Below are 21601 nucleotides of genomic sequence, written 5' to 3' on the forward strand. Positions count from 1 at the left end.
GATGGTGAATTGCTGGAAGGTATGCTGCTCGACCAATCGCTGCGCGTCTCCAGGCGCCTGCGCCGGGACGATGTCACCGGCCGGATTGTGCAACTCAAAATCCGCTATCATGACTTCAGCACCTACACACGCAGGGTGACGCTGGCCGGACCGACCGCCGATGCGGATGAGATTTATCGTGTAGCGCGGCACCTCTTCCAGCGCGTATGGTCCCATAAAGCGGTGCGGTTGATCGGCGTCGGCGTCAGCGGGATCCAGCAAGCGGCTTCTGAGATGCTGGATCTTTTCTCATCGCCGCAGAAGAACGAGAAGCGGCGGAACCTGACGCGGACCATCGACCAGATCGAAGAGCGATTCGGGCAGGGAAAGGTGATCCGGGCCAAGATGCTGGGCCGGGAGAAGGCGGGCGGCACAGGGACGCCATCAAAGAAGGATACGGAGCGGCCGCGGCCCGGGCGGGAAAAGGAGTGAGGGAGATAACCATGGCCGAAGTTTTTGTACACGCAAAAGGGATCAACGAGTCGGATGATGTCGGTTCCGGTACGCGGATCTGGGCGCATGCCCATGTCATGAAGGGCGCGAAGGTCGGGCGGGATTGTAATATCGGCGATGGCGCCTTTATTGAAACCGGAGCGGTTCTCGGCAACTGCGTGACCGTAAAGAACGGCGTTTCCGTTTGGGATCGGGTCACCTGTGAGGATTACGTCTTCCTGGGGCCGAATGCCGTGCTGACGAACGACCCGGTTCCCCGCAGCCATCCCGACTACAAAGGACATCAGGAGAAATGGCTCCCGACACTCCTGTGCGAAGGAACCACGATCGGCGCCAACGCGACCATCATCTGCGGCACAACGCTGGGACGGTGGTGTTTTGTCGGCGCCGGGGCCGTGGTGGTTCGAAATGTCCCCTCGCACGGCCTGGTTGTCGGCAATCCGGCCCATCAAATCGGCTGGGTCTGCCGCTGCGGCCAAAGACTCCCCGAAAATCTCACCTGTTCTTGCGGCAAGCGCTACCGTAAGAGTGATGGAGGCCTCAGGCCGGCGGAGTAAAAACGGTTTGGGAGCAAAAGACGGCATCACCGCCATCAAGGGCCGGAAATAAGGGAGATTTCTTTGGACGCAGCCGCTCTTTCCATTCTCGCCGAAGCGTTGAACCGCAGGCTGGCGGGAGACACGGCCGTTTCTGCGCTCCTCCTGCCCGTGCCGCGCCGGGCCTTGCTCCGTCTCCAAAGCGCCTCAGACACCTCTGAAGAGAAGGACGACATCGACTTTATCATTGATCTCCACCCTTCCCATCCGGCCGTTTGGATCGAACCGTTCCGCCATCATCCAAACCCCGATCCCCTGGCGGAAACTCTCACCGACTGGCTGATCGGACGGACCCTTCTGTCGATCGCGGCCGTGCCCTGGGACCGCACCTTGACCCTCCGGCTGAGTCCCCAGCCATCCGATGATGGCGGGCCGGGGCTGCTCCGATGTGACCTATTCGGTTCAACTCCGCGTCTTGTTCTGCTGGATGAAAACGGAAATGTTCAATATCGCTGCCCCGGCGGATCGGATACCGGATCGCCGGATCACGACCCCGGCCCGGCGGAATCCGGCGTCGACGCCGATCGGATTCGTTTTCTTGATCCTCTAGCGCTTGAAAGCGCGCCCGATGCGGTGAAGGCGGAACTTGAAACAGGACCTCCGTTTCAGAGTTCCGACATAAAATTTCTCACCGAGTATCTGACATATACATTAAAAGGTTGCACCGATCCCATGGCGCGGGAGATCCTCCATCGCGCGGAGGAAAGCGGGATCCTTATAAAGGAGGTTTTGCAGGGGCTCATCAAAGATTTCGAGCAGGCGCAAAAGGCCGGCCCGCCGAACCTCCATCTCTATCTCCCGGATGAGTCGCGCAGAGGGGAATCGCCGCCGGAGAGCCCGCTGGGTTTTCTCAGCCCCTTCGAGCTGCGGCATCTTTCCGCGCCGCATCTTTCGGATCGGCATGCAACCGGCCAAGCGGCGCTGGGACATCGCGAGGACGAGGCGATCCTCCAGGCCGGGCGCTGGGGCCGGCATCTCGAAAAGCGGACCGTGGACCAGCTCCTGCAGCAGCGGCGGATCCAGATCATGCGCTCCCTCCAGCAATCGCTGACCCGCCTGGCGAAAAAACTGCTGGAGGAGAACAAACGCGGAGAGGCCACGGGTTCTTGGCGTCAATGGGCGCAGGCCCTCCTTATCCACAAACAAATGATAAAGCGGGGGAGCCGGATGGCGCTTCTCCCCGATCCCATGAATCCCGCCGAGGAGCTCATGATTCCTCTCGATCCGACGCGGAATGTTCCGGAGAATGCGGATGATTATTTTCGCAAGGCCGGCCGGGAGGATCGAGCCAGGCCATTGCGGGAGAAGCGCTTAGCCTGTGTTGAAGCCGTTGTGACGCACCTGGCGATGGGCGAGGCGGTTCAGGGGTCTCGCTCCTGGAAGCGATGGCTGGAGCAGGGGGACAAGCTCTTCCCAGAGGCGGAATCCAAGCCGCCGGTGACACAGGACCTCCGGGTGAAGTGGCAGAGGCTTCGCTCGCAACTCCTTCCCCTGCTTGAGGCGCCGGGGTCGCAGGGACCCCTGGAGGAGCTTACCTACCGGCTGTTGCCCGCCTCCGCGGAAGGCCGAAGTCCCGGTGGGCGGGAAGGGGGCCGGCCGGCCTCACGCCGAGCCGGGCCCAAAAAGACCGGGGCGCAGCGGCCGGAGTCATCCGGCTTCCATCCGCGCCGCTTTATCCTGGCCGAGGGATGGATCGTCCTGGTCGGCCGCAGCAATCAGGAGAATGACTTCTTGACACACCATCTGGCCCGGTCGGATGATCTCTGGTTCCACGCCGATCATGCGGCGGGGAGCCATGTTGTCCTCCAACGCGCCGGCCGGAAGGACAATCCCAGCATCCGGGCGATGGAGGAAGCGGCATCGATCGCCGCCCGCTATAGCAAGGCCCACCATTCCGGCAAGGTCCCGGTGACCTATACGCTGAAAAAGTTCGTCCGTAAACCGCGCAAGGCCCCGGCCGGCCTTGCCCTTTGCACGCAGACCAAGACGATCTTGGTCTCACCGGCTACCGAGGATTGGCTGAAGGAACACCAGGCCGCGGACAGCGCGTCGAAGCCCGGCTCCAGCGATCCAAGCTCTACAACTCGATTTCCCGGCCGACAACTATAGTACCCGGTTCCAGGCGGGTTCCCTGGAAGAACCCTGCAGGTTGTGCATTTTGTATAACCCGTTTTTTGTACGATCAAGGAGGAGTCCGTGGACATCGATGTAAAAATGAGAGAACTGGCCAGAAATCTCCAGTGGACCTGGCAGCCTGAAGTCATCCGTTTGTTTCGCGCCATTGATCCGGCTCTCTTTCGCTCGGTTAAACATAATCCGGTTGAGCTTCTCGCCCGCTTTTCAAAAGAGGATTTGGAAAAACGGGCGACGGATCTCGCACTGGAGCCTCGGATCAATTTCGCCTTTCACAGGCTGCGGGAATATCTCGACAACGAACATACATGGGGAGCCTTTCACGGCGGCCCTCTTCATTCCAGACCCGTCGCCTATTTCTCCGCCGAATTCGGCCTGCATGAGTCGCTGCCGATCTTTTCCGGCGGCCTGGGTGTGCTGGCCGGCGATCATCTGAAGGCTGCTTCCGATCTCGGCGTGCCGCTGGTCGGCGTCGGTCTCTTTTATGCTCAAGGTTACTTCAACCAGGAGATCAATCCGGAGGGGTGGCAATCCGAACATTATTTTGAGTCGGATGTTGAACTGCTGCCGATGGATCACGCCTTGGGGCCCGATGGTGAACCGATCTTCGTTAAAGTAAAAACCCGTGAATCGGAAATAAAGCTCGGTATCTGGTCCGCCCAGGTCGGACGGAACCGCCTGATCCTTCTCGATTCCGATGTGGAAGGAAACAGCGACGCCGACCGCGCCCTGACCACGACACTCTACGGAGGCGATCAGCGAGTCCGGATCCGCCAGGAACATATTCTCGGTGTCGGCGGCCTGCGCGCCCTCTGCGCTCTGGAGATATGCCCCGGAGTCATTCATATGAACGAGGGGCACAGCGCCTTCGCCGTCTTGGAACTCGCCCGGAAGTTGATGGAACGCGACGCTAAAACTTTTTCAGAAGTGGAAGAAACCGCCGCCTCAATGACAGTTTTTACAACCCACACACCGGTGGAAGCCGGTCACGACCGCTTTTCCGCAGAATTGGTTGAATCGACCATCGGCCCGCTGCGCGAGCAGATCGGTCTCTCTGAGAAGGAACTCCTCGGTCTGGGACGCGTCAATCCTGACAACAACAACGAACTCTTCTGCATGACGGTTCTGGGGATGAAGATGGCCCGCTCGATCAACGGTGTCTCCGCCATCCATGGACGAGTGAGCCGCGCCATGTGGCAATCACTTTGGCCCGAGACCGAAGTCCATCAAATCCCGATCGGCCACATTACCAACGGCGTGCATGTTCACTCATGGCTCGCCGTGCCGATGGCGCAACTCTACGATCGTTACCTTCGGGAGAAATGGAAAACACGGGTCTGTTATCCCGAAACTTGGGAGCGGATCTTTGACATTGAGGATACCGAATTCTGGGAAGTCCACCAGATCCTTAAGGTCCGTCTCGTTGACTTCGTAGAGCGGGCCATAAAGGTCCAACATGAGCGCTGGGCAAAAAGCGGCGCCAAGATCAACAATATCACCCGCCTCGATCCAGCAGCGTTGACCGTCGGTTTTGCACGGCGCGCGGCAACGTATAAGCGCTTGGGACTCCTTTTGGATGATATCGAGCGGTTCGATCGCCTGGTGAATCATCCCGAGCACCCGGTGCAGTTTGTCTTCTCCGGGAAGGCGCACCCCGCCGACGAGCCTGGGAAGAAGTTGATCCAGCGTGTTTGCAGGGTGACACAGGACCCCCGTTTCCAGGGAAAAATCTTCTTCGTTGAAGATTACGGTTACAATGTCTCCCGGCACCTTGTTCAAGGTGTCGATGTCTGGCTGAATACGCCGCGGCGTCCTCTGGAAGCATGCGGAACCAGCGGAGAAAAAGTCCTGCTGAATGGCGGATTGAATCTTTCGATCCTGGACGGCTGGTGGGCCGAGGCTTTCGACGGCACCAACGGTTTCGCCATCGGCGAGGGGGGAGAACACGCCAATCTGGACAAACAAGACGCCTATGACCGGGAGGCCACCTATAACGCCTTTGAAAACGAGGTCATCCCCCTCTTCTACGACCGCGACGAGCAGGGTCTCCCCCGGGGCTGGATCCATCGTGTAAAGCGGGCGATCAGCAGTCTCGGCTGGAAGTTTAATGCCGACCGGATGGTGCAGGACTATACCCGGAACTGCTATCTACCGGCTTGTGGAGGATTTATCTGCAGCTTCCCGCGTGGGGCGCTGGAGCGGAGGCTCTCCAAATCAGGGCACTAGGGTCAACGGAGTGATGAGGATCTGAATCCGGGCGTTGAGCGCGACGCCGTAATGATCACCACCCGGCGCCGGTAACACACCGGCGCCGGGTCATTTTTTGCCTCGGGTCAAAGCCCGGCCCCAAACAGACCACCCCTCAAAATCAACTATTTTCAAAAACTTAATTTATTCAATATTCATATTGACATAATCAATATTATTGACGATAATATGACAATAACTGGAGGAGATCATGGATATTTCTCAATGCACTTGCCCCGATTGTGGAAACCCGATGAAGATCACCACGACAAGATGCGAGACGTGTAACATCAAGCTAAATGGTGAGTTCGAGGTTTCCGCCCTTGCTCGTCTGCCCCTTGAGGATCAGCTCTTTGTGATGGCCTTCCTGCGGCACCACGGTTCCATTAAAAAAATGGAGGATCTCTTCGGGATCAGCTATCCGACAGTGAAGAACAAGCTCAATCTCATCGTTTCCCGCCTCGACAAGAGCTTCGACGTCCCTTCCACCAACTCCTTCATTCTTGATCAACTCGCAGCCGGCGAGATCACGGTCGACGAGGCCTTGAGGAGGATGAGCTGATGTGGCCGGTCTTGCTTATCGTCGGAATCGGGCGACGGAAGCCGATCCCCCTGCCTTTTCCTCTCTTTCTATTCTGGCCGTTTATCCTGATCGGCTGGATGGTCGCCGGTTTGATAACCCTCATAAGGCGGATCCATGGAACCCATCATCCTTCGAGCACACGGCAGAGCCGAGATTCACGCCCCGGAAGACCATCCGACAGACAACCAGAGATCATTCAAGGCGGCGACGAGTACAAATTTCACGCAGAACCCAAATGGCGACGGGCCGACGAGGCCTATTCCATAAAAACCCGCCCGGAGATTCCCCTGGGATTGGCTCTGACCGCTTTTACAAAGCTGCACGGTCTACGGATCGATGTCAGATCAAAAGACAACCATAAGGTCTATTTTCTGATTATATAAGGTGAAGCATGCATAGGAGGAAAACCAATGTCTGAACGCAAGCAGATTCTGGATATGCTGGCCGCCGGAACGATTACACCGGAAGAGGCGGAGCGCCTGCTGGATAAATTGAAATCCAGTGAGAGCGGATCTTTTGAAACAAAATCTTACGCGGAAGGTTTTCAATCAAAGACAAACGAGCGCAGAACGACGGGGACTCCCAAATTCCTGCGGGTTCTCGTGAACAGCAAGAACGGCGAGACGGTCAACATCCGGGTCCCGCTTGCCTTAATCCGCACAGGGATAAAGCTTGGCGCCATGCTTCCAGATGAAGCGAAGATCAAGCTGAACGAGAAGGGCATCGATCTGTCGCAATTCCAGGGCCTCGAGCAGGATGAATTATTGGAGGCGCTGAAGACCCTGTCGATCGATATCGATTCATCCAACGGCGATGTGGTGAAGGTATTCTGTGAATAGATCTTTTGCGCGCCGCCCATCACGCATCCCCGGGATCAATAAAAAATAGGGGCGGACATAAAGCCCGCCCCATGTCCGATCGACACCCGTGGATTAGGCCGTCGACGGACTTACTCATAAAAGCACATCTGCGATTCTTTGGCGACCCTGTTTTAACATATCACCAAAAATTTTTTAACAAGAGAACTCGGCGCAGGTTCCGACGGCAAACACAAGTTCAGCGGATTAGACCTGTGCCTTGGCGGATGTTACTCCCCCCGCTGACGCCTTTAGGTGCGCTTTACGATGTTCGGTGATCAGGAACTTCCTGTAAGTGTCGCAGCGTACAGCCAACTCGTCGTGTGTTCCCTGGTCAACCAAACGGCCGCCGTTCAGAACCAGAATTCTATCCGCCCGCCGGATCGTCGCCAGCCGATGCGACACGATAAAGCAGGTGCAGTTTCCGAATTCATTATCCAGCCGTTCCCAGAATCGATCCTCATTATGTGCATCCAGCGCCGCGGTGCAATCATCTAATAGCAGAACCCGCGGACGTCCCGCGAGGGCCCGCGCAATGGCGATCCGCTGCTTCTGCCCGCCCGATACCAGCGATCCCTTCTGTCCCACCATGGTCTGCATTCCTTCCGGCAAGACCTTCAAGTCCTGGTTCATCTGGGCAATCGATAGGCATCGGCGGGTCCATTCTTCGTCCTGGGCCGTCTCTGCGATCGTGTCCACAGCCATATCTTCTGCTGTGTCTCCGGCCGCGCCCTCGTTTGTTAAAGCCATATTCTCCGCATCCGGTACGGAACGCCCGAAGAGGACATTTTCGGCGACCGACTTCGAGAAGAGAACGCCTTCTTGGGGCACATAGCCGAGATGCCGCCTATATGAGTCCCAATCCCATTCGCTGAACAGCCGCCCGTTGACGCGCACCTCCCCCTTCTGCGGAATGAGGATGCCGGCCAGCAGCTTCAACAGGGTCGATTTGCCGCTCGCGACAGGGCCCACGATGGCAACCCGCGACCCGGCGGAGATTTGGAATGTCGCCTCCGAAACAGTCATCCTGCCGTCATCGTAGGCAAATGAGACATTGTCGAAGGCGATCTTCTGGATCTCATCCAGTTCATCACCCTTCTCGCGTGTGATCTTCACCGGGTATTGCTTGATCTCTTCGACACGGTCGATCGAAACAAAAGCCTGCTGCCCCGTCATGAAGAGATGGGGAAGGTCCATCATCGGATGAGCCAGCATATCCAGAAAGACATAAAAGGCAAAGAGCGTGCCGATTGTCATCTCGCCGCGTATAACCATGTATCCGCCGACAGCAATGACGATCATTTGACCGACCCGGCTGGCCAGCGTATCCAGCGACCAGAGCACGGTCTGAATCTTCATCAATCCCAAGAAGATCCCGCGGCGCTCCTTCATCAGCTCCGACAGCCGGTTACTTTGCCCCTCTTCCGCGCGAAAGGCTTTGACAATGCGGATCCCGGAAAAGGCCGCTTCGAGAAGATCGCTCGTCTTTGAGATAGACTCCTGCGACGCCTGCACATAAAGACGGATCTTGTGCCGCAGGTTGTAGAAGAGCCACATCATGATCGGCAGCGGGATAACCGAGACAAGGGTCAGCTTCCAGTTCAGCGTCATCATGACACCGAGACAGAAGAGCATCTTTGACGCCGACTCGATCGCCCTGAAGATCCCCGAGCAGCCGAACCAGGAGATCTTGGGAAACTCATAGATATCATCGGTCAGACGCGTGACGACATCCCCGGTCCGGAAGGCATTGTTGAAGCAATAATCCTTTTGCATGAGGTGGCCGAAGACATCCTCACGAATATCCTTGTCAAGACGCAGATTCATGAGAGCCCGGGTGGCCGGATACAAACCAGCCACGATCCGCCCCAGGGCGATAAATCCCAACGCCGTCATAACGCTGACGATCTTTGCGCCTTCGCTGCTTTGCCCGACAATTTCTGTGAGGCGGTCGATCACCCAGCGAAAGACAAGGGGATAGGCGACCGCGACCGCTGTTGAGACGAGGGTAAAGAGGGTCAGAGAGATGAGGATGGGAGTATGCGGCCGCCAGTAGCCCCACAGCCAGCGCAGATGGGCTTTCACACCCTTGAGTGTGCCCGAACCCATGACATTCCGCGACGTCATGCCGTCTTCCCTCGTATTGGAATCGGTTGGCGTCTCGGCCTGTTTGTCACTCTGTTCGGTACTCATCGTTTCCGCCCATTCTTCCCGTTGCCGCCTTCGGCTCCGCTCTGCGCCGCGAATTGCAAATCAAAGAGATCCCGGTAAATTCCTCCCTTTTGATAAAGCTCGTCGTGAGTTCCCTCTTCGGCCAACGCCCCTTCGTGAAGAACGAGAATCCGGTCGGCCTTTGTTATCGTTGCCAAACGGTGCGCGACGATCAAGGATGTCCGCCCCTCCATAAGATGATCCAACGATGCCTGGATTTTCTGTTCTGTCATCGGATCGACCGACGAGGTCGCTTCATCTAAAATCAGGATGTCCGGATCCTCGACGACGGCGCGGGCAAAACAGAGAAGTTGTCGCTCACCCATCGAAAGATTCGTTCCGCCTTCCGACAACTCAGTGTCATATCCCTTCGGCAGGCGCTGAATCATCTCCTCGGCGTGGACGACGCGGATCGCCCGGTCCAAGGCCTCTTTCGGAATCTCATCCCGCAAGACACGCAGGTTGTCGCCCAATGATCCGGGGAAGAGATGAATGTCCTGTAGAACGAGTCCGATTTTTTTCCGCCAGGCGCCCTGCTTGTATTCCCTGATATCAACCCGGTCAAGAGTGATGAACCCGGCCTGAGGTTCGTAATAACGGAGGATCATGTTGGTGACGGTTGTCTTGCCGCCGCCGGACAACCCGACCAGAGCGATCTTTTCCCCCCGCCGGACTCGAAAGCTTACATTATCGAGCGCCTTCGCGCCGCCGTCATAGGAAAAGCTTACATTTTCGAACGCCATCTCTTCCCATACCGCCGGCACATGGGAACTCGCACCGGGCCGGTCGGGAGTCCTGGATGGCGTATCGAGCAGCTCAAAAACACGGTCCGCCGACGCGAAAGCGCGCTGGATGAAGTTGAGTTGCTCGGAAAACATGAGCAGCGGCCAGAACAGGCGCCGCGTATATTCGATAAAGAGAATCAGGGTTCCGATTGTCATCGTCGCGCCCAAGACCTGCGGCGCGCTGACATAGATGATCATCATAACTGCGACAATCTCCATCGCGGAGAAGATCCCCCAGAACCCATACTCGACATAGGCCAGTTTGACCTCTTTGACGTACTTGTCCTGATTGAACTTCATAAGATCCATACGGGCCTTCTCGGTATACCCGTAGATCTGCAGTATCGGAATCCCTTGAACATACTCGGTCAGAAATCCCGAGATCTTCGCATAGAGCCGGCGCACCGTGCGAAATCCTTTGCGAATATACCGAAGAAAGAAATAGGTCGAGAAAATGATCGGCGTCATAATGGCGAGGATTGTGAGCGTCACCTTGACACTTGCGAAAAGCATCACCAGAAATGTTCCGATCAGCAGGACGCCGTTGCGGAAAATGGCGATCGAGACCTCCGAGAAAAGTATCAGCAGCCTTTCCACATCACTTTCCACCCGCGCCATCAACCAACCCGGAGGGTTTTTGTCAAAGTAGGCCAGTGATAATGTCATCAGATGGGAAAAGACCTTCTGCCGGAGACCGGTGACGATCTTCAGACCGACCTTCACCATCACAATGACCTGAAGATAGGCCATACCCATCCCTACACCGAAGAGCAGCGCGTAGGCAACCGCCCGGATGACAATACCGGCTCCGTTGTTCCCCGGGATGTCTTTATCGAGGACATGCCTTACCAGGAGAGGTCCGCCCAATTCCGCCGCGACGACGACAAACATCATGAGCGTCGAGAGGAGGAGCTTCCCGCGGTAGGGTCTGAAAAGAGGCAAAATCCGGCCCATCAGCATTTGCCGCGCGGACAGGTGCCGGGCGCGCTGCTCACCTTCCAGATTCGGATCGTCCTCGTCGTCCCAAAACATTGTCTCGATTCCTATTCCATCAGCGGGCTGGGATTCATTATGGCAAGCCGCGGCCACATTCGTAGATTGAGTGCTGGGGCAGGTCCTTTTCACTCTTTCTCGAGCCGGCCGGCAAGACGACTCTCCCACGCGTCAGCAGGCAAACCTACATGGTAGCAGAGTACGAAAAATCTCCCTTTGAGTTCGCCTTCATATCCTACATGTTTACAACTAAACACACAATCCCGCGGAGCTCTTCATCATTCTTTTCATGGCGCGACGGCGCGCAGCAATACGACTTCCAGCGGTTCGCTCTCGGAAAGATCTTCCTCTTTATCATCACCATCATCATTGCCGTAGCCCGCCCACATCGCGCGCTGCGCATCGAGAATGTTGCGCAGCAGAACGAACCGGCCATCGACCAGCGGAATGAGCCGATCCTGATCCTTATTCATCTCCCCGGCGAGCTGCAGCACATATTGGAAGCGGCCCTCACGGTCGAAGACATCCCATGTTTCGATAATGCCGTCCGGCAGGTCCAACCGGCTGCGGCTGTGACTGACCAGCAGCCGGCCCTGCTCGTCGATCCGGATCCAATTGATAACCGGGTCGAAATCAAGGAAGTGGGTCGTCAATTGGACAGCCTCGCCATTGATACTCATCGAATACCCTTTCGCCAGTTCTTCTTTTCTCTCGGAAGTCCGGCGGTTTCGTTCGTAATCGCGTTCAATCGTCCGCACGGGATTCCCGACGGCATCGAGAACATCGATTTCATAGCGATCGCGCTCCGGTGCGTAATAGACAAAACCTTCTTGATCCACGGCCCAACATGATGTGCCGAGGGTGTTGTCATTCGTCTCGTCATAACTGCGATCGGTAAAATTGAAACCACTGGTCTCCGTCATCAGCCTCCGGCGGGGAACGCCATTCTCGTCGAAGATGCCGAGGAAACCGTACTCCTGGCGAGCGTCATCCTCATTCTTCCATTCGCTGCCATTGATGACGACAAAACCGTCTCCCGCATAAGCCCGATTCAGTTGCATCATGCCGGGAACACCGCCGTCTTCGGTCTTAAGTTCAAAGGACGGCAATGGTGTTCCTTCCATATCGATTCTCGTCACCCGCCCGGGTGCGCGATGCACGAATCCCAGCGCCTCGTCGCCGGTCCACAGGATTTGCCGGGGAAGGCGGACCTCGCCCGGTCCGTCCCCCTCGCGGCCCAGCGTCCGCAGATAGGCGCCCTCAGCCGAGTAAACCAAAACCTGGCAGAGTTGCTGATCGAGCAGCAGGATCTCTCCATTGGGACGGGCGAGGGCGTCAGCGATGACGCCCATAAGAATCTCGCTATCTTCGCCCCCGACACGCCACACTTCCTCCAGACGCACCGTGCGAATGCCGTTGGCGGGGTCGGAACCGTTATGAATCGATTCGACATCGCAGCGCGCCGGGGCCGGAGCAAGGCTCAGCAGCAGGGCGCTGACAATGATCCCAAAGAGACCGCGCCGCCGTGTCCCAAACTCCCCCTGCATTGAAGAGATCGATGTGCCCCGCGTGATAGGATTCAGCATTATATTCCACCTGTATGTGTTTTACAGACTGGCCTCTTAGCCGGATGACTCCCACCGTTCAGCCGCTTCTGAAGATAAGGTAATGATAAGACATAGACCGCCTCAGATAAATGAGCAATGCAAGAATCAGGAATTGAAAGAAGGGGGCTTTCTTCACCTTTGACCCTCTTCTGGATGTCCCGTCGCATCCGGTTCAAGCCCTCCCTCCTTTTGGATCTCTGGCTTATCTTCCAAGTCATCGCTGTCTCGGGGAGGCAAGGCGGACCTTTAAATCTTATCCTTGATGTCGAGATCCCGAGGGTCATAATGTTTATGGTGGTTGTGAAAATGACCAGGCCGCACCAGCCCCTACTGATGAAGGAGACGAACATGAATCTCATAGAAGCACTCAGCATACACACCGAGGACATTATCGCCGAAGCGATGAAGGGCGTGCGGCGGGCTCATCTCGAACATTACAATGTCGACGACCCCGAAACCCTCGCGAAATTGCACAAGCTTCTCGCCCTTTGTTCTGAATGCACAGAGAAACGCAACGTCATCCCGATGGTTCGCTATGCCCAAGGAATCGCCAAAGAGCGATTCGCCAGCGGATTCGGATTTGCGGAAGTACAGACCACATATAACACTTTAGAAGAAGCCATTTGGTCCGTGCTCTCCAAAAAGCTACCGGCGGAAGAGTTTGTTAACTCCATCTGGTTGGTTAGCTCGATCCTGGGGATGGGTAAGGATGCGATGGCAAGAAGCTATGTGGAGCTTACGTCAAAAAAGAGCGTTCCCTCTCTAAACTACGACGCTCTTTTCCGGAACGCGCTCGGATAGTATCGTTGCTTACGGGTTTGATTGAGCACTAACCCTCTGCTACACCCATTTCTACAACCAAATGTGCACCAGCAGCAGGATCAGGTTATTGCGGATATTGGGATGGGCGAAGGTGTTCGGCTCCTGAACCATCCGCATCTGCGGCTGCAGTTCCAGGTAGGGCATGGGGAAGTAATCGAAACCAAAGATAATCTTCTTATAACCCTCGCCGGGGACGAGCGTATCGGAATCCCAAAGGTCGTACCGGCCGACAAAATCAAGCCCGCGCTTGATCTTGAAAGAGGCCTCGAACATCCAGGCGGCTGTCTGGATGCCGGTATGCGCCGCCGCCAATCCGGTCTGCGGCCCCAGCGCGAGTCTGTCAGCCTTGTCAATCTCGCCAAGAATGTTCAACCTTCCTAATCCGATCCCACCGAAATAGCCGGATCGCTTGGCGCCGGCCCGGGCGTAATTGGAGAGGCCGAAGATCCATTCCAGGCCGAGCAGCCGCGGCCGCAATTCGAAGCGATACAGCTGGGCCTTGCTGCTTCCCACGGGGGCCGTGGCCCCGTTCCCATTCTGATAGGCGAACGAAAAACGCCAGCGGCTCCGCTCGTATCCCAGCTCAAATCCGGCATCCCGGTCATTGCCGCCGAAACCTAATCCGCCGCCCGGCATATTCGGGATATCATCGCCATCCCCCGCTCTTGTATAAGCCGTCGGGTCATCCAGCCGAATGCCGAAATCGGGAGAGAAGGCGCCCAGTTTCAAATAAGTGGGGCCCTTGATATTTTTTAGAAGGGCATAAGCCTCGATCTCATCATTCTCAGGATCGTGGCGCAGATAAAAGATAAGATCGCGGGCCGGCTCAAAGACACCGTAGAGATCGGCGTCGGTCACCTGGTAACCAACGTGATTGGCGGGCAGCCCGTTCTCCGTGCCTTGTTCATAGATAATGCGGAAGCGGAAATCGGCTCCGATCCGAATACCCGACGCCATCAAACCGTCATGCCGGATGACTTCCGTCCGGTCGGTCTCCCGGGCCAAGGTATGCCGTGAATAAGCACCGGCGCCGTATTCATTGCGCGCGCCGCCGCCGGTGGGGTTCACATGGCATGCGGAGCAGGAAACCTTCTCCCGCATCGCAAAACGAGGAACCGCCTTCGCCGGGCCGGCCGTCAATCCAAGCAGGATTGCACAATTCAGAATGGTACAACAGAGAAGAAAGAAAAGAAGACCGATTCCCGACGGGAGCATCCCGCCCCGATGCGGCCTCTTTCCAGACATCCTCTGGACCATCTTGAATCCCCCTCATCGGCCTTTCCCGGCCGGTCTCCCAGGATACCGGCTCAGTCTTCCCCGCGGCTCAATCGGGTGCCGGGCGTCCGCACATCCCCTTGACGCATTGTATAGCGTTCCTTATCCAGATACTCCAATAACGGCACCGCCTGTTTCCGGCTCACCCCGAGAATATCTTTAAACTGGGCGATCGACATCTCCGTCTTGCCGCTTGCGAAATATTTCTCCACCGCCTCAGGAACCTTCTTCACAACATCGCAATGAAAGAGAATGTCGGGCGGAACCCGGACAATCGCCCCCTCTTCCATCAACAACGCCACCAGCTCGGGGGCGATCTTGGCGGTCTTGGCGCCGACATTCGACGTCACCGCTTCCAACAACTCCTTTTGATGCGGCCCGACAAAACCCCGCTTCAGCAGATCGTCGAGAACCTTCTCTCTCAATTCCTGCAACTCCGGCGTCAACTTGATATCATCGGCGTCCCAGCGCAGCCGGTCTTTCCGCGCAAACAGCCGGCCGCCATCGAGCATTCGCTGAACCCAGAGCTCCACAACATGCGGATGGATCCGATCCGACAGACGGCTCTTTAGCTCGCTCTTCGTCATCCCCCACCGCAACGGATTTTCCTTCTGGAAACAACTTAATGTCTCCTTCAACAGGTCACCGGCTGAATCAACCGCTTCGGGAAGGACGAGATGATCCTTCCCCACGATCAGCACCTGCTCAGACTTGACAAGGCCTTCAACAATCTCCACAACCTCTTCCCGCGATTGCCCGACAGCCCGGCAGAGTTCCTCCATCGAGTGCCCCTTCGCTTGCTGCTTGCGGAGCGAGTCGGTGACCCTCTCTTCCGGCGTCCCCTTTTCGGCAACCTTGAGGGTATCAAGATCCTCGGCCCGGTGCCGCCGCCGGCGTTTGTTCTCGGCCAGCACCACCGTTCCGCCGGCAATCGTGTGCGCCGGGGAATAGGACCGGATAACAAAGCGATCCCCTCTCTCTGCTAAGATCGGCGTTTCCAGACGGATCTGTGCCCATCCCTCCTGCCCAGGCGCCAGACTCTCCCGGTCGATCAGGATCAACCGGCCCAACACCTCCGCCGCGCCGAGGTGGAAACGGATCCGGCTGCCGTTTTTTAGCTCTCGCGGCGCCGAGCTGAGGCAGCGGACCTTTGCATCGACCATCTGGTGGGGCTCGGCGTCCTCCCTGGAAGTGACCCAATCACCGCGACTTAGGGCTTCTTTCTCCACGGCATGGAGCGATACCGCCGTTCGCTGTCCCGCCACCGCCTCAGGCACCCGCTCACCGTGAACCTGCAGCGCCTTGATCCGGGTTTCGATCCCCTGAGGGAAGATCCAAACCGGGTCTCCCTCCCGAAGCCGGCCCGCCCAGAGGGTCCCGGTCACCACCGTCCCGAAACCCTCCATGATGAAGATCCGATCGACGGGCAGGCGCGGGAAGCGGCCGCGCTCCTCCAGCTCAACCTGGGGGATCAACTCATCGATGGCGGCGAGAAGCTCATCCTTGCCGGCGCCGGTCACCGAGGAGATAGGAACGATCGGGGCGCCGGCCAGGGGGGTCTTCTGCAAATACTCCCGCACCTCCTCGGTCACCAGCTCAAGCCATTCATCGTCGACAAGATCGATTTTTGTTAAAGCAATCACGCCGCGATTGATCCCGAGCAGTTCGATGATGTCCATATGCTCGCGTGTCTGCGGCATCACTCCTTCGTCGGCGGCAATGATAAAGAGGATCACATCGATCCCCGCCGCGCCGGCAAGCATCGCGCGGATAAAACGCTCATGCCCGGGCACGTCGACAATACCCAGTTTATGTCCACCGGGCGTTGTCAGTGAGGCGAATCCCAGCTCGATCGAGATGCCCCGCTTCTTCTCCTCAACGAGGCGGTCGGTATCGGTGCCGGATAGCAGCTTGATCAATAGGGTTTTCCCGTGATCGATATGTCCCGCCGTACCGAGAATCAAAGGACGGATGGGTCCGCGGGGATCCGATGCCTGGGGAGGCTTCACCGGTTTCGCCATGGGTCGTCAGCTCATGCTTTCTTTTATCCGCCGGATACGGGCGCCAAGGCCGGCGAGTTTCTTCTCAATCGCCTCATACCCACGATCGATATGATAAACACGCGAAACATGGGTTTGTCCCTTGGCGACCAGCCCGGCCAGTATCAGTGCGGAAGAAGCGCGGATATCGGTCGACATCACCTGCGCTCCCTGCAGCTCAGGCACACCCCGCACGGTGGCCACATTTCCGGCGAGGTTAATGTTCGCCCCAAGACGCACCAGTTCCTGCACATGCGTGAAACGATCGGGATAGATCGTCTCTTGTATAACTCCGGTCCCGTGGGAGATGGCCAGCAGCGCCATGATCTGCGCCTGCAGATCGGTCGGGAAGCCGGGATAAACCTCCGTCTTCACATCAGCGGCGTTGAGCCGGCCTTCGGTCCTGATCCGAAGCCCCGTCTCCTCCTCCGTGATATGGCACCCCATCTCCTGCATCACCGAAATGACGGTGGAGAGATGATCAGGCCGGCAGTGGGTCAGGTGAATATCCCCCCCGGTGATCGCGCCGGCGGCGAGGAAGGTCCCCGCTTCAATCCGGTCGGGAAGATTGGTGAAAGCGAGCGACTTGGCCAGCGATGTCACACCTTTAATGCGGATGGTCTTTGTCCCCTCACCTTCGATCTCGGCGCCGAGGGCGCGGAGAAACTCCGCCAGGATCACCATTTCTGGTTCACAGGCGGCGTTTTGGATCATTGTCTCTCCCTCGGCGTGAACGGCGGCCATCATGATATTCCCCGTCGCGCCGACACTCGAGACAGCCAGGTTGATTTTGGCGCCCCGCAGTTTTTTCGCCTTGGCGACAATATAACCGTGATCGAGTTCGATCTCCGCGCCGAGCGCCTCCATCCCCTTGATATGGAGATCGACCGGGCGCGGTCCCCAGGCGCAGCCGCCCGGCAGCGATACGCGGGCCTCGCCGAACCGGGCCAGCAGGGGTCCGAGGACATAGATCGAAGCCCGCATCTTCTTGACCAGCTCATACGGAGCCTCGGTTGATGTGATCTTCGAGGCATCCAGCTGGAGGGAGTGATCGGTATACGCCCCGGTGCAGCCGAGCTGCGCCAGCAGCTTTAAGAAGGTGGTGACATCGGTCAAATGCGGGACATTGGAGATTTGGACCGTCCCCTCGACAAGCAGCGAAGCGGCGATCATCGGCAACGCGGCGTTCTTGGCGCCGCTGATCCGGACGTCTCCCCGAAGCGGGATCCCTCCCTCAACTAAAATGGCATCCATGGTGACCTCCTGACGGGATGTCGGGTCTGGGTGAAAAGGAGCTCAGGACCGAACCTCCGATCTTCGATGCGTTTGGATGAATCGGGGCGTTCAAATGAAAGGTAAGCTCCCGCGGCGGCGGGGGCAAGGATGGCGGCGCTGCCATCACGGGATAAGAATGTCGGCGGCGACCCTCGAAGACTTGGGCTTCATCCGTATCCAATCCAGAAATTTATAACCCGGAGTTGATGATCCGGCCGGACCACAGTTCCTGTAGGAACTTTGCTACCGGCATGATCCGAAAGCCCTCATGCAGACGTTCCCGCTTCTCATTGCAGACAACGATGGCCGATTTGGGTTTGTAACTGTCCTTGAAAGACCGCAAGGCATGCAAATCTCGACGGTCAACACGGGAAGTCCCCTTGACCTCGATGGCGACTTCACCGTTACCCAGCACAAAATCCACCTCGAGTCCGCTTTTGGTCCGCCAAAAATGAATGGGGTAATCCAATTCCCGATACGAGGCGTGCGCCCGCAATTCCATGAGGATGAAATGTTCCAGCGCCTTCCCAAAAGCCTCCCCCCGCTCCACGCTAATGTCTCTATTTAATAGGGTCCCTGCAACGCCCACATCAAAAAGATAGAACTTGGCTGCCTTTTGTATCACATGGCGGTCTTGTCTCCTTTTGAACGGCGCCACCCAAACGCCAAGCAATGTATCGACAAGGATCTGATAGTATTCCTTGACGGTTTTGGCGTCCACACCGCTATCCCGCGCAATATTGGCGAAATTTGTAAGTTCGCCGTGGGAATAGGCCATAGCCTCAAAGAATCGGGAGAAGGCGGGTATATTGCGGGTCAACCCTTCCTCAAAAACCTCCTCCTTCAGGTAATCGTGGACATAAGCCTTTTGGGATTTGCGATATCCGTTTTGAAAATAGTGATTTGGAATGAGCCCTCGGTTGAGAATGCGAAGAATATCAAGAGATTCGAGTTCCTGAGAAACAAGGGGAAAGAGGTGATATCGCCAGGCCCGGCCCCCCAGAAGGTTTGCATTTCCGCGAATTAATTTTCGCGCGCTGGAACCGGATAGGATAAAGCGAATCCTTCTATTCTCGATTAACCAGTGAATCTCATCGAGGAGTTGGGGGGTTTTCTGAACTTCGTCAATGATAACCGGCTGGCGGAGGGCTTTATCGTCAACGGCCAATAATTGTTCCCGCAGAAGAGAAGGATTTCTCGATAGCTCCAAGAAGAGGTCTGTTTGCAGCAAGTCATAGTATAGGCTCTTGGGAAACTGCTGCCTCAGGAGCGTCGTCTTGCCCGTCATCCTGGGTCCCCACAGAAAGACGGATTGACGCTCCGGCAGATCGATGTTCAGTATCCTGCGAACCGTGTCCATGGTTGCTCCATTCTGGAGTCCACTCCTGTATAGTCGGACTCAACAGGAGCTTACTCCAGAATAGAATCTTTGCGCCAGCCGATCAAGGGACGATCCCGCTACGCCACTAGATTCCGTAATACATTTTATTACAACAAATTAGAAGCGCATTTCCTACTCCGCCATCACTAACTTGCGGGTGAAGCGACGATCCCCCGCGACAACACGCAGGAAATAGGTTCCCGGCGCCAATGCGAGATCATCTATGACCAGCGGATTGATTCCTGTCGGATTGGAGACCTCGCGAAGCTTCCGGCCGGAAATGTCATGGATCGACACCCGCCCGGCGCAAGAGATCTCTTCCGGATAGGCCAGGTGCAGGATCGACCGTACTGGATGAGGTTGAATCGAAATGCCGGTGGGCACGGCGCGCAGAGGATCGCTCGTCACAACGTCGCTCGACTCCCGGTGAAGGACAAGATGGTGGGCCGACAAGGGCGGCAAGCTGAAATCGAAGGTGCGGCCGTCGGCGATCTCAACCGCCGCTCCGGAATGAATCAGCGTATCTGATCGTGTGATCGCCCAAGATTCACCGTGGGAGTACGCGGCCGCGCCGTCGAGAGTGAAATGTCCGGCCATCACCTCGTCATAGTTCCTGTTGATAAGAATCAGGTGCAATGAATCGGTGCCTGCATGAGCGGCATAGATCGCGCTGTTTTCAATATCCGATGTGGCGGCCGGCAGGCATTGATCACCGAAGCACATGCCGGCGCCGTCGCCGTCGCGATACAATTTATAAGCCGCTTCAATATATTCGGATACCGCACCCCATTTCGACGCGAAATAGAGCCGGTAACGGCCGAAAATTCCCAGGGCGTCGACCTGCGCCAGGCCCCCGGAGATATGATCGGGCGCGCCGTAATCATATTCGGTGACGGCGAGTTTGGTGTCCGGGTAATAGTTATCAATGGCGCCCTGCAGGTAAGGGATGATCCTTACCGGACTGAACCACTGGCCGATCCAACTCGGCTCGACATAGGTTGAGTCCCAGAGCGAGCGGGTGACCTGCATTCGCACTTCAGCGACGGCGCGCGTCGTATCTCCGCTGTAGACGCCGGATGGCTCCGGATACCAGTGCACATCGAGAACATCGAGCAGGCGCATGCCGGCGGTATCCGAGGCGGCCCTCATGTAATCGAGGTAAGTCTCAATAAACCGGTTATAATTTCCGCTGTATTCATTCCAATCAGGCGCGTTTTGGAGATTGTAAAAGGCATTGAAGCCATAAAGGCAGGGGCCGAAGGTTTCGGCCGTCGGATCCATCGACTTGATCGTGTGGGATAAACCGATCGATCTTTCAAGCAGCTCCGCCACCGTCAGCGCCTCGGGAAAAATCCGCGGATGGGTATAGGGCCATAGCGCCGGCTCATTATCGAGCGCATACGCTTTTATCCCCGTCGGACCGGCGCCGGAGCCATAGGTCTCCAGCAAATAGTTTAACATTTCGTCGATGTACAATCCGCCGTCGGCCGTATCCGGCGGATGAGCAAAGGCCCCCGGCTTGCGGTTGATAACTTCGGTCCAGCGCGGCGAGGGAGCCGTTTCCGATTCATCGACAACGCCGTCTTTGTCGCGCGCGGCATATCCGGCCATTTGGAGGGTGATCAGCGAATAGGCGTTATGCGCCAGCGATATGTCATGAAAGGTCGTTAAAACAATGCCGGGTTCCTCATATTGCGACGGATCGATCCCCATGATCCACGGCATATAATTATCGTTCTGGTGATACCAATCCGCTCCGGCATGCGAGGCGTTGTTCTCCCAGTTGTAGCCGGTAAGACGGTTGCCTCCAATTCTGCGGGCTGTCGCGGTTTCAAGAGCTTGGCCGTTGGCGCCGTAGATCAGCGGGCTGATTTGATGAAGCGTTGTTTCGGTATCGACGGTGAAATCGACATCGATCTCCGCCCAAGCCGTCTGAACGGCAAGGGCCAGGCATCCCAGCAGTATGAATCCTCGCATGCGGCTCCTCCCCTGTCTGTGGCGGATGTTCGTTGCAGCCGTTAGTGACAGCCGTCTGTTGCAGATCGCAAGAGATGTGGATATCGACACTCCGCCGGCGGGCTCCATCACTGCGGGATTCCCAGACCTTTCCTTGAATCACCATTGCATCTTCATCCATCGCGCAACAATGACCCACCTGATCGCATCATGCTTCGTGTCATCGCTATCTGGTTACGCAAGATCAATACCAGCAGAGCTCCCGATCGTCCTTCCAGTGCCCCCATGACCCGGCTTGCCAGCGGCCGTCAGATCGTTTCTAATGAGGCCGGTGCGCCGGTTCCGGAAC

The 21601-nt window shown here is 57.0% G+C and carries 16 protein-coding genes; 8 read left to right on the plus strand and 8 right to left on the minus strand.

The features are described from left to right. From KJ970_01215 to KJ970_01245, 7 genes are all read left to right on the plus strand, one after another. Positions 1-471 (plus strand): hypothetical protein (locus tag KJ970_01215; GenBank protein MBU2689521.1); only part of this gene is annotated, 471 nt, incomplete at its 5' end. Between the two features lie 11 nt (positions 472-482). Beyond that, positions 483-1049 (plus strand): N-acetyltransferase, encoded by a 567-nt coding sequence (locus tag KJ970_01220; protein MBU2689522.1) that lies wholly within the window; start codon positions 483-485, stop codon positions 1047-1049. A gap of 63 nt (positions 1050-1112) precedes the next feature. Continuing rightward, positions 1113-3197, plus strand: a complete 2085-nt coding sequence (locus tag KJ970_01225) for a DUF814 domain-containing protein (protein ID MBU2689523.1) — start codon at positions 1113-1115, stop codon at positions 3195-3197. Positions 3198-3302: 105 nt separating this feature from the next. Then, entirely contained in the window at positions 3303-5447 is a 2145-nt protein-coding gene (glgP, locus tag KJ970_01230) for an alpha-glucan family phosphorylase (protein ID MBU2689524.1), read from the plus strand. 232 nt (positions 5448-5679) lie between these two features. Then, positions 5680-6030, plus strand: a complete 351-nt coding sequence (locus KJ970_01235; GenBank protein ID MBU2689525.1) for a DUF2089 domain-containing protein — start codon at positions 5680-5682, stop codon at positions 6028-6030. Further along, positions 6030-6434, plus strand: a complete 405-nt coding sequence (locus KJ970_01240) for a hypothetical protein (GenBank protein MBU2689526.1) — start codon at positions 6030-6032, stop codon at positions 6432-6434. The genes KJ970_01235 and KJ970_01240 overlap by 1 nt, the downstream gene beginning before the upstream one ends. A 27-nt stretch (positions 6435-6461) precedes the next feature. Next, on the plus strand, positions 6462-6890 hold the full coding sequence (locus KJ970_01245; GenBank protein MBU2689527.1) for a DUF2089 domain-containing protein: 429 nt from the start codon (positions 6462-6464) through the stop codon (positions 6888-6890). Between the two features lie 225 nt (positions 6891-7115). Here KJ970_01245 and KJ970_01250 read toward each other — a convergent pair whose 3' ends face one another. The 3 genes from KJ970_01250 to KJ970_01260 all read right to left on the minus strand — a co-directional run bounded on the left by KJ970_01250 (position 7116) and on the right by KJ970_01260 (position 12483). Beyond that, complete coding sequence (locus KJ970_01250; protein MBU2689528.1) at positions 7116-9101, minus strand: ABC transporter ATP-binding protein/permease; 1986 nt, start codon at positions 9099-9101, stop codon at positions 7116-7118. Continuing rightward, positions 9098-10936: an ABC transporter ATP-binding protein/permease gene (locus tag KJ970_01255; protein MBU2689529.1), complete on the minus strand. Its 1839-nt coding sequence runs from the start codon at positions 10934-10936 to the stop codon at positions 9098-9100. The genes KJ970_01250 and KJ970_01255 overlap by 4 nt, the downstream gene beginning before the upstream one ends. Before the next feature lie 248 nt (positions 10937-11184). Then, a complete protein-coding gene (locus KJ970_01260) occupies positions 11185-12483 on the minus strand; it encodes a hypothetical protein (protein MBU2689530.1) in 1299 nt (432 codons plus the stop codon). A gap of 174 nt (positions 12484-12657) precedes the next feature. Here KJ970_01260 and KJ970_01265 point away from each other — a divergent pair, with 174 nt between their 5' ends. After that, a complete protein-coding gene (locus KJ970_01265; GenBank protein ID MBU2689531.1) occupies positions 12658-13305 on the plus strand; it encodes a hypothetical protein in 648 nt (215 codons plus the stop codon). Between the two features lie 51 nt (positions 13306-13356). On the opposite strand, the gene KJ970_01270 is transcribed toward KJ970_01265, so the two are convergent. The 5 genes from KJ970_01270 to KJ970_01290 form a co-directional block, all read right to left on the minus strand. Further along, positions 13357-14571, minus strand: a complete 1215-nt coding sequence (locus tag KJ970_01270) for a hypothetical protein (GenBank protein MBU2689532.1) — start codon at positions 14569-14571, stop codon at positions 13357-13359. Between the two features lie 62 nt (positions 14572-14633). Next, complete coding sequence (gene selB, locus KJ970_01275; protein ID MBU2689533.1) at positions 14634-16622, minus strand: selenocysteine-specific translation elongation factor; 1989 nt, start codon at positions 16620-16622, stop codon at positions 14634-14636. A gap of 6 nt (positions 16623-16628) precedes the next feature. Then, complete coding sequence (gene murA, locus KJ970_01280) at positions 16629-17894, minus strand: UDP-N-acetylglucosamine 1-carboxyvinyltransferase (GenBank protein MBU2689534.1); 1266 nt, start codon at positions 17892-17894, stop codon at positions 16629-16631. Between the two features lie 211 nt (positions 17895-18105). Continuing rightward, the gene (locus KJ970_01285) at positions 18106-19275 is read right to left on the minus strand and encodes an AAA family ATPase (protein ID MBU2689535.1); all 1170 of its coding nucleotides are present in this window, start codon (positions 19273-19275) and stop codon (positions 18106-18108) included. Between the two features lie 153 nt (positions 19276-19428). Then, positions 19429-21384, minus strand: a complete 1956-nt coding sequence (locus KJ970_01290) for a T9SS type A sorting domain-containing protein (GenBank protein ID MBU2689536.1) — start codon at positions 21382-21384, stop codon at positions 19429-19431. Positions 21385-21601 lie beyond the last annotated feature (217 nt).

This window comes from Candidatus Eisenbacteria bacterium, assembly GCA_018831195.1.
Classification (GTDB): domain Bacteria; phylum Eisenbacteria; class RBG-16-71-46; order CAIMUX01; family JAHJDP01; genus JAHJDP01.

What these genes read in the sequence shown, in the direction of transcription:
- KJ970_01220 (MBU2689522.1), top strand. Translation starts at nt 483, where the DNA reads ATGGCCGAAGTTTTTGTACACGCAAAAGGGATCAACGAGTCGGATGAT.
- KJ970_01245 (MBU2689527.1), top strand. Translation starts at nt 6,462, where the DNA reads ATGTCTGAACGCAAGCAGATTCTGGATATGCTGGCCGCCGGAACGATT.
- KJ970_01240 (MBU2689526.1), top strand. Translation starts at nt 6,030, where the DNA reads ATGTGGCCGGTCTTGCTTATCGTCGGAATCGGGCGACGGAAGCCGATC.
- KJ970_01235 (MBU2689525.1), top strand. Translation starts at nt 5,680, where the DNA reads ATGGATATTTCTCAATGCACTTGCCCCGATTGTGGAAACCCGATGAAG.
- KJ970_01270 (MBU2689532.1), bottom strand. Translation starts at nt 14,571, where the DNA reads ATGTCTGGAAAGAGGCCGCATCGGGGCGGGATGCTCCCGTCGGGAATC.
- glgP (MBU2689524.1), top strand. Translation starts at nt 3,303, where the DNA reads ATGAGAGAACTGGCCAGAAATCTCCAGTGGACCTGGCAGCCTGAAGTC.
- KJ970_01285 (MBU2689535.1), bottom strand. Translation starts at nt 19,275, where the DNA reads ATGGACACGGTTCGCAGGATACTGAACATCGATCTGCCGGAGCGTCAA.
- KJ970_01250 (MBU2689528.1), bottom strand. Translation starts at nt 9,101, where the DNA reads ATGAGTACCGAACAGAGTGACAAACAGGCCGAGACGCCAACCGATTCC.
- KJ970_01255 (MBU2689529.1), bottom strand. Translation starts at nt 10,936, where the DNA reads ATGTTTTGGGACGACGAGGACGATCCGAATCTGGAAGGTGAGCAGCGC.
- KJ970_01260 (MBU2689530.1), bottom strand. Translation starts at nt 12,483, where the DNA reads ATGCTGAATCCTATCACGCGGGGCACATCGATCTCTTCAATGCAGGGG.
- selB (MBU2689533.1), bottom strand. Translation starts at nt 16,622, where the DNA reads ATGGCGAAACCGGTGAAGCCTCCCCAGGCATCGGATCCCCGCGGACCC.
- murA (MBU2689534.1), bottom strand. Translation starts at nt 17,894, where the DNA reads ATGGATGCCATTTTAGTTGAGGGAGGGATCCCGCTTCGGGGAGACGTC.
- KJ970_01265 (MBU2689531.1), top strand. Translation starts at nt 12,658, where the DNA reads ATGTCCCGTCGCATCCGGTTCAAGCCCTCCCTCCTTTTGGATCTCTGG.